Annotated in this window: 2 protein-coding genes; one reads left to right on the top strand and one right to left on the bottom strand. The window is 73.3% G+C overall.

Annotated elements, in window-relative coordinates; genetic code table 11:
- Window positions 1-5,621: type I polyketide synthase (locus M878_RS52550; RefSeq protein ID WP_023544493.1), on the top strand; the 5,621-nt coding region annotated here is incomplete at its 5' end.
- A gap of 123 nt (window positions 5,622-5,744) precedes the next feature.
- On the opposite strand, the gene M878_RS52545 is transcribed toward M878_RS52550, so the two are convergent.
- The gene (locus tag M878_RS52545; protein ID WP_023544492.1) at window positions 5,745-8,528 is read right to left on the bottom strand and encodes an AAA family ATPase; all 2,784 of its coding nucleotides are present in this window, start codon (window positions 8,526-8,528) and stop codon (window positions 5,745-5,747) included.
- Window positions 8,529-9,266: the final 738 nt, after the last annotated feature.

Genomic DNA, 9,266 nt, shown 5'->3' with positions numbered 1-9,266 from the left:
GGCTGGCCGCCCTCGGGCCCGCCGAACGCGACGCGGCTCTCCTGGAGTTGGTCCGCACCCACGTGGCCGCCGTGCTCGGGCACGGCAGCGACATGACGCTCGATATGCGCCGCTCGTTCCGCGAGTCCGGCTTCGACTCGCTGACCGCGGTGGAACTGCGCAACCGCCTCGGCGACGCCGTCGGCCTGCGGCTGCCCGCCACGCTCGTCTTCGACTACCCCGACGCGGGCGCGCTCGTGGGCCACCTGAGGACGGAACTCTTCGGCGCACAGGTCGAGGCCGTCACCGAGGCGGCTGTGCGGGAAGCGGACGAGCCGGTCGCCATCGTCGCCATGGCCTGCCGCTACCCCGGCGGCGTCAGCACACCCGAGGACCTGTGGCGACTGCTCGCCGACGGCGGCGACGGCATCGGCGCCTTCCCCGCCGACCGCGGCTGGGACCTGGACGGCCTGTACGACCCCGAGCCCGGCAAGGCCGGCCACTGCAGCACCCGGGCGGGCGGATTCCTGTACGACGCCGCCGACTTCGACCCCGACTTCTTCGGCATCGGCCCGCGTGAGGCCCTGGCCATGGACCCGCAGCAGCGGCTGCTGCTGGAGACCTCCTGGGAGGCGCTGGAGCGGGCCGGTATCGACCCGCACTCCCTGCGCGGCAGCCGTACCGGTGTCTTCGCGGGCGTCATGTACCACGACTACGGCAGCCGACTGCGGCACGTCCCCGAGTCCGTGCGCGACTACCTGGGCAACGGCAGCCTCGGCAGCGTGGCCTCCGGCCGGGTCGCCTACGCCCTCGGTCTGGAGGGCCCGACGCTCACCGTCGACACCGCGTGCTCGTCGTCCCTGGTGGCGGTGCACCTGGCCGCACAGGCGCTGCGGCAGGGCGAGTGCGGCCTGGCGCTGGCCGGCGGTGTGTCCGTGATGTCGACCGTCGACACGTTCGTGGACTTCAGCAGGCAGCGCAACCTCGCCGCCGACGGCCACGCCAAATCCTTCGCCGACGGCGCGGACGGCACCGCCCTGTCCGAGGGCGCCGGCCTGCTCGTCCTGGAGCGGTTGTCGGACGCGCGGGCCAACGGACACCCGGTGCTGGCCGTGGTCCGCGGCTCCGCCGTCAACCAGGACGGTGCCTCCAACGGGCTCACGGCGCCCAACGGTCCCGCACAGCAGCGGGTGATCCGGCAGGCGCTGGCGGCGGCACGCCTGGAGGCCGCCGACGTGGACGCGGTGGAGGCGCACGGGACGGGTACGACGCTGGGTGACCCGATCGAGGCGCAGGCGCTGCTGGCCACCTACGGCCAAGAGCGCTCCGCGGACACCCCGTTGTGGCTGGGCTCGATCAAGTCCAACATCGGGCACACCCAGGCCGCCGCCGGTGTCGCCGGCGTCATCAAGATGGTCATGGCGATGCGCAACGGCGTCCTGCCGAAGACCCTCCACGTCGACGCGCCGTCCACGAAGGTCGACTGGGACGCCGGAAGCGTGCGCCTGCTGACCGAAGACCGGGACTGGCCGGCGACGGACCGCCCGCGCCGCGCCGGTGTGTCGTCCTTCGGGATCAGCGGTACCAACGTGCACACGATCATCGAGGAGGCACCGGCCGACGAGACCGTCACCGACACGGAACCGGCCCCGGCCCCGATCCTGCCGCTCGTGCTCTCCGGCGCCACCCCCGAGGCACTGGCCGCCCAGGCCGCACGGCTGCGTCAGGTGGCCGACCAGGCCCTGCCCGACCTCGCCCGCTCCCTGGCCACCGGCCGCGCCGCCCTCACTCACCGGGGCGCGGTGCTGGCCCGCGACCGGGACGAACTCCTCGCCGCACTCACCGCGTTGGCCGACGGTACCGCCTCCGACACCGTGGTCCGGGGCCGCCCCGCCGACGGCAAGACCGCCTTCCTCTTCACAGGCCAGGGCGCCCAGCGTGCGGGCATGGGCCGCGCTCTGTGCGCCGCTCACCCCGCCTTCCGCACGGCGCTGGACGAGGTCTGCCAGGCGCTCGACGCCCACCTCGACCGCCCGCTGCGGGACGTGATGTGGGCCGAGCCCGGCACCGGGGAAGCCGCCCTCCTCGACCACACCGTGTATACCCAGAGCGCCCTGTTCGCCGTGGAGACGGCCCTGTACCGGCTGCTGGAGTCCCACGGCGTCCGCCCGGACTGGCTGGCCGGGCACTCCATCGGGGAACTGACCGCCGCGCATGTCGCCGGCGTCTGGGACCTGGCGGACGCCGCCCGGCTGGTCGCCGCGCGCGGTCGGCTGATGCAGGCGCTGCCCGCCGGGGGCGCGATGCTGGCCGTCGACGCCACCGAGGACGAGGTGCTTCCCTACCTCGGTCCTGAGGTGTCCGTCGCCGCCGTCAACGGGCCCCGTGCCGTCGTCGTCTCCGGCACCGAGGCCGCCGTAGAGGCTGTGGCCGAGGCCTTCTCAGGCCGGCGCACCAAGCGGCTGCGGGTCAGTCACGCCTTCCACTCCCCGCTGATGGACCCGATGCTGGCGCAGTTCGAGAAGACCGCCCGCGAACTGCGGTACGCACCACCCGCGATCCCGGTCGTGTCCAACGTGACCGGAGCGCGCGCCGGCGAGGACGAGCTGTGCGACCCCGGGTACTGGGTACGGCACGTCCGCGAGGCGGTCCGCTTCGGCGACGGTGTCCGCACGCTGGAGGCCGACGGAGTACGCACCTTCCTCGAACTCGGCCCCGGCGCCGTCCTGTCGGCCATGGGCGCCCACGCAGTCGCAGACGCCGAGCGGTCGGCGTTCGTCCCGGCCCTCCGTCGCGACCGCGACGAGGAACAGACCTTCGCGGCCCTCCTCGGCACCGCCCACGTGCGCGGTCTGACCGTCGACTGGGAGCGGGTTTTCGCCGCTACGGGTGCCCGCCGCACCGACCTGCCGACCTACGCCTTCCAGCGGCAGCGGCTGTGGCTGGACGACGCGCCCGGCGCGGCCACCGACGCGGGCGGGCTGGGCCAGGTGCCGGCCGGGCACCCGATGCTCGGCGCCGCGATCGAGCTGGCCGGCGACGACCGGGTGGCCCTGACCGGCCGTCTGTCCCTGGACACCCACCCCTGGCTCGCCGACCACGCCGTGGCGGGCGTCGTCCTCGTCCCGGGCAGTGCCTTCGTCGAGCTGGCCGTCCAGGCCGGCGACCGCACCCACTGCCCGCAGGTGGCGGAACTCACCCTGGAACGGCCCCTGGTCCTGCCCGAGCACGGCGCCGTCCACCTCCAGGTGGCCGCCGCGGCCCCCGACGCCGACGGCCGCCGGGAACTGACCGTGCACGCCCGCCCGGAGGGCACGGACGGCGAGTGGACCCGGCACGCCACCGGTGTCCTCGCCCCGCGCACCACACCGGAACCGGCCGCCGAGACCGCCTGGCCGCCCGCGGGGGCTGTACCGGTGGACGTCACCGGCACCTACGCCCACCTGGCCGAACAGGGCTACCGCTACGGCCCGTTGTTCCGCTGCCTGCGCGGCGCCTGGCGGCACGGCGAGGAGGTCTGCGCCGAACTCGCCCTGCCCGACGCCGACGCGGCCGACGGCTTCGGACTGCACCCGGCGCTGCTCGACTCCACGCTGCACGCCATCGACCTGCTCGACGGCCAGGACCCGACCGTGATGACCCTGCCCTTCTCCTGGGAAGGAGTCACCCTTTACGCGACCGGCGCCACGGCGGTCCGGCTGCGGCTCACCCCGCACGGCACCGACCACATGACCCTGCGCCTGTACGACGGCACGGGGGCGCCCGTGGCCGAGGTGACCTCGCTGCGGATCCGCCAGGTGACCGCCGGGCAGCTGAACGCGGACACGCCCGCCCCCGGCGACCTGTTCCGCGTGCGGTGGACGCCGCTGCCGGTGAGTGCCGACGGCCCCGCGCCCCGCACCCTCGCCGTGACCGCCGACGGTGGCTCCGGCGCCGATCTGCCGACGCTGGCCCGCGAGACCGCCGTACAGGCACTGGCCTCCCTGCGGCGGCACCTCTCCGACACACCGACCGAGCCGCTGGTGGTCCTGACCCGGTCGGCCGTCGCCGTCGCCGCCGACGGTGCGCCCGACCCGGCGCAGGCCGTGATCTGGGGCATGGTCCGGGCTGCCGCCGTCGAGCACCCCGGCCGGTTCGTGCTCGTCGACACCGACGACGACCCCGCCTCGGCCGCCGCCCTCCCGGCAGCCGTCGCCACCGGCGCACCCGAACTCGCCCTGCGCACCGGCACGGTGTACCTGCCCGAACTGGCCAGGACCGGCGAGGAGACGCCGGCCGGTGCGCCCGCCCTGGACCCGCAGGGCACCGTCCTCGTCACCGGCGGCACCGGCAGCCTCGGCCGGCTGCTCGCCCGGCACCTGGTGACCCGGCACGGCGTACGCCATCTGCTGCTGGCCGGGCGCACCGGGCGGCTGCCCGAGCCCGGTGCCCTGGACGACCTGGCCGCCCTGGGCGCGACCGTGACCGTGGCCGCCTGTGACGTCACCGACCGGGCCGCGCTCGCCGCACTGCTCGCGTCCGTGCCCGCTGAGCACCCGCTGACCGCCGTGGTGCACGCCGCGGGTGTCCTGGACGACGGGCTGCTCACCGACCTCACCCCCGAGCGGCTGACGGCGGTCATGCGGCCCAAGACCGACGCCGCCTGGCATCTGCACGAGCTGACACGCGACCTCGGCCTCGCCGCGTTCGTCCTGTTCTCCTCCGCCGCCGGCACCCTGGGCGCGGCGGGCCAGGCCAACTACGCCGCCGGGAACGCCTTCCTGGACGCCCTGGCCGCGCGGCGCCGTACCGAGGGGCTCCCGGCCCTCTCGCTCGGCTGGGGACTGTGGGACACGGGCGAGGGCATGGCGGCCGGGCTCGGCGAGACCGGGCTGCGCCGGCTGGCCCGCGACGGCATCCTGCCGCTGCCCGCCGACCGGGCCCTGGCCCTGTTCGACCGGGCGCTCACGGCCGACGACACCCCGGCCGCGGACCGGGCCCTGCTCCTACCGCTCCGTGTCCAGGCCACCGACGACGCCCCCGCCCTCGTACGAGGCCTCGCCCCGACGGCCGTACGACGCACCGCACTGGCGGCCACCGAGGCGCCGGCGTCCGCCGAGGCGCTGCCGCGGCGGCTGGCCCGGCTGAGCGGCGCCGACGCGCAGAAGCTGCTGGTGGAGACGGTGTGCGGGCATGTCGCCGACGTCCTCGGCCATGGCTCCGGCAGCGCCGTCGACCCCGAGCGCTCCCTCGGCGACCTCGGCGTGGACTCGATGGCGGCGCTGGAACTGCGCAACCGGCTCAGCGCCGACACCGGCCTGCGGCTGTCCACGACCCTCACCTTCGACTACCCGACCTCCGAGGCCCTCGCCCGGCACCTCTTCGAGGAACTGGGCGGAGACACTTCCGGAGAACTGGTCGACGTCGAGGCCGAAGTGGTCCGCCTGGAGGCCGTGTTGGGCGAAGCGCTGGACTCGGCCGTGTGCGACGAGGAGCAGCGGGCTCGGGTGGCCGCACGGCTGCGTGCCCTCAGCGCACGCTGGGACGGCACGGGGCAGTGGCAGGACAACGGCACCGTGAGCAAGGGCGACAAGGGGCTGGAGACGGCCACGGCCGACGAACTCTTCGGCATCCTCGACGGCGAACTCGGCAGTCTCAGCTGAGATCTGCGCCCGCGGACGACGGAACGCGGCCCCACCGGACGGACTCACCGGTGGGGCCGCGCTGCGCTTCGTGCACGAAGAGAGGGAGCGCTCTCAAGACGGGCACGAAGAAAGGCGGCGTTGTCAGCCCGTGGACGAGTGGGTGCTGGCCCAGCGGTCCGAGAGCTTCGGTATGCGGTGCTCCAGCATCTTCGACGGCAGCTCCGAACGGCTGGCCACCTGCAGCTTGCGGTAGACCCGGGTGAGGTGCTGCTCCACCGTGCTGATGGTGACGTGGAGACGGCCGCTGATCTCGCGGTTGGTGTACCCGAGCGCGGCCAGCCCGGCGACCCGGCACTCCGCGTCGCTGAGGATGGCGGGACCGTCCTCGGACTCGGCACTCTCGGGCCGTACCGGATCCTCCAGCAGATGTGCGTCGACCGGCGACTCGATGCGGCAGGCCTCGGCCTCCTGCGCCGCCTTACGCGCCACCAGCCTGGCCCGGGCGTACTCGCCCAGCTCGTAGTGCGCGGCGGACAGGTCGGCGTAGGCCTGCGCCAGCGCGTACCGGTCCCCGCAGGTCTTGAGCAGGTCGATCGACTCGCGCAGCAGCGAGGCCCGGCGGTGCGGCTTGCAGGTCGCGGCCAGCAGGCGCAGCGCCATGGCCCGGGCCCGGGAGCTGTGGCCGCCGGGCAGCCGCAGCTGCTCCTCGGCCCACTCCCGAGCCGTACGGGCCTTGCCGATCCGCAGGTTGGCCAGGGCCAGGTCGGACCGCCAGGGGATGCCCTTCTGGAGACTGGGGTTGCCCTCGCGCAGGAGCCGTCCGCAGGTCTCGAAGTCGTTGAGCGCGGCGAAGGGCCGGTCGGTGGCGAGGTAGTGGTGCCCGCGGGCGCGCAGGTACTGGATGCCGAACACGGTGCGGAACATCGGCTCGGGCACATCGTGGCCGAGCAGTTCCTCGGCCTCGGCGTAGCAGCCCATGGCCGTGTACGCGGCGATCGCCGTCGACAGCGGGAGGCCGATGAGCACCCCCCAGCTCTGGGCGCTCAGGATGCCGAGAGCGGTGAGCGCGCCCTGCGACGCGGCGGTCACGTCCCCCTGGAGCAGGGCGATTTCCGCCCGGATGCTGCCGAGCAGGGCCTGCCACGTGGTCGCGCGGCGGTCCACGGCACACTCCAGCAGCGCGTCACAGGCCTCGGCGGCGAGCGCCGGCCGGTCCGCGTGGGCGATCGCCAGTAGCGACATCGCGACCAACTCCAGGTTGAGATGGTCCAGTTGGTGCCCCTGGAGAGCCTGGGCGACGGCCGCCGCCGAATCGTCGGTCGCCTCGCCGCCGATGAGCGCGGCGACCCGGGCGCCCAGTCCGCTGGTGTCCGCGTACACATGGCGGCGGCGAGAGTCGAGGCCGGCGACCGGGGCGCCCTTGCCGGGGAGCGCCACGCCGTAGAACCACTGCCGTACGAACTCCACCTCGGCGACGATCTGGGCGTCGGTGGGCGACTGCGCGTGGACGAGGCTGGCGACGGCCTGGGCGGCCAGCTCGGTGTCGCCCCGCCACAGCATGTAGCGCAGGACGGTGGCGGTGTCCCGCATGCTCAGGCCGCCGTCCAGCGCGTCCTTGCGCAGCGGTTCCAGATGCGGACCGGCGGCCGCCGGGTTGGTGCGCCATTCCGCGCGGGCCAGTGCCACCGACAGGGCGTGGCGCTCGCGGTCGTCGGCGCAGTCGCGCAGGACCAGACCGAGGTAGTCGGTGCAGCGCTCCACATCGTCCGCGGCGAGCGCCTGTTCCGCGGCGGCGCGCAGGATTCCCGCACCCCAGCCCTCCGGGACGAGATCCGCGGCGTGGAGGTGCCGCGCCACCTGTACGGCGGGTACGCCGGAGCGGTACAGCAGGTGGGCGATCCGGCCGTGCAGCTCGGTGCGCTCGGCGGCGGCCATGTCCTCCAGGACGGCCGCCGCGGCGGTCGGGTGCCGGAAGGTGTGAGAGTCCAGCAGCCCCGAGGAGTTGAGGGCGTCGACGGCCTCCTGGGTGCCGGCCGCGGTGGTGCCGGTCAGCTCTCCGACGGCGACGGTCCCCGCCAGGCTGCCGAGCGCGGCCAGGACGCGGGCCACTCGGACATGGCTCGCTTCACCGCGGTGCAGCAGCGACAGCACGGCCTGGCGGTAGGCGGCGCCGGCGACGGGCCGGCCGATCTCGGGTCCGAAGCGCGTACTGTCGTCCAACAGGGCGTGCACCAGCAGGGGGTTGCCCGCGGTGGCCCGGTGGTAGGCGCCGCGGAGGGTGCCCGGCAGGGCGTGTCCGGCCTGGGCGGCGAGCAGTTCGCCGACGCTCGCCTCCGACAGCGGCGCCAGCCGTACCCGTCGGTGCGGCTGGCGCAGAAGTTCCGTGTGCGCGGGCGAGCGTATGTCGCTGAAGTGGCCCGACGTGGCGCACACCACGAGCAGGTGCCGGGAGCGGCTGCGGCGCAGCAGGCGGACGATCGTCTGGAACGAGGCCCGGTCCATGGCGTGGGCGTCGTCCACGGCGATGACCAGAGGGCGCTCGTCGGCCAGGCGCAGAAGGGCATCGGCCGCCCGTTCTCCGGCGGGCGCGTGCCCGAGACGGTGCCCGGACGGCCAGGAACGGTGGCTTTCCGCCGGGGAGTTCATTACGGGCGGGGCCTGCTGGGGTACTCCGCACTCCGCCTCGGCGTTGCGCAGTAATTGCCCGACGAGGCTCATCGGACGATCCTGCTCCGCCGAGCATGTCGTACCGGTCAGTATGCGTGCATCGGTGCTGTTCAGCGTGGTGAGGAATTCATGCACCAGGTGGGTCTTGCCCGATCCGGGGCCGCCTGTGACGATCACGAGTCGGCCGTGCCCCCGCGCGCTGTCGGTGAACGCCTCGCCCAGGACCTGTAGTTCCCTCGAACGACCGAAGAGTTGCATCGTGAGTCCCCCCTAGATTGTTTTTCCGAGTGACGTCATGCCCCGTTTCCCACGTCACGAGGCGGCGGCGCGCGGCGGTCCGTGGGAAAGTCTGTGAGGGCGGCGGCACTGCCACAAAGGCGGCTCGCCGGACTTTTCCCGGGCCTGGCGAGCGGCATCTGACAGAATGGGAAACGGAAGCGGAACCGGCTGGTCAGGCCCGTCCGGGCGTGCCTCGGGTGAGGATGTGTCACCACACCGCCACGTCGACGCCCACGACGATCTCCGTGTGTCTGCCGGTGTTCCCCACCGCACCGTGAAAGACGCGTCGCATCCTGTGGTCCCCTGTTTTGTCAGTACCTGCGGACGGTCGCAATGCCCGTCCGCATTGCCGTGCGATGCTGCCGACGCTCACCGTCGATACAACCGTGGACGGTTGGAAATCCATGGACCGAATGGTTTCGGTCAAATTCTGGCTGGCTTTGTCTCGGTCGCCCACGGCTTCGCTGGTCGAGTGCCAAATCAAGATTTAGATGCTCATAGCAGAATGAGACGCTATCTGTCTAGGCCAACGTTGTCAACTGCCGTCTTGTGCTGCCTCTTGCCTACGCTTCGCATGGTCCGGCGGGACGTCCTTTTACAGTCTGTTGATTTACCGGATGGTTAAGGAAAGGAACCGGGCATGACCAATCGTGACTTCGGTCACGGGAAAGCGCTTCCGCTGCCCGTTCGGGCAACGCGCATTGCCCTGGGGGCCTC

It is taken from the genome of Streptomyces roseochromogenus subsp. oscitans DS 12.976, from assembly GCF_000497445.1.
Lineage (GTDB): Bacteria > Actinomycetota > Actinomycetes > Streptomycetales > Streptomycetaceae > Streptomyces > Streptomyces oscitans.
This window is presented reverse-complemented; position numbering and strand designations above follow the sequence as displayed.

Excerpts from the sequence above, each read along its gene's own strand:
- M878_RS52545 (WP_023544492.1), bottom strand. The coding sequence starts at position 8,528 with ATGCAACTCTTCGGTCGTTCGAGGGAACTACAGGTCCTGGGCGAGGCG.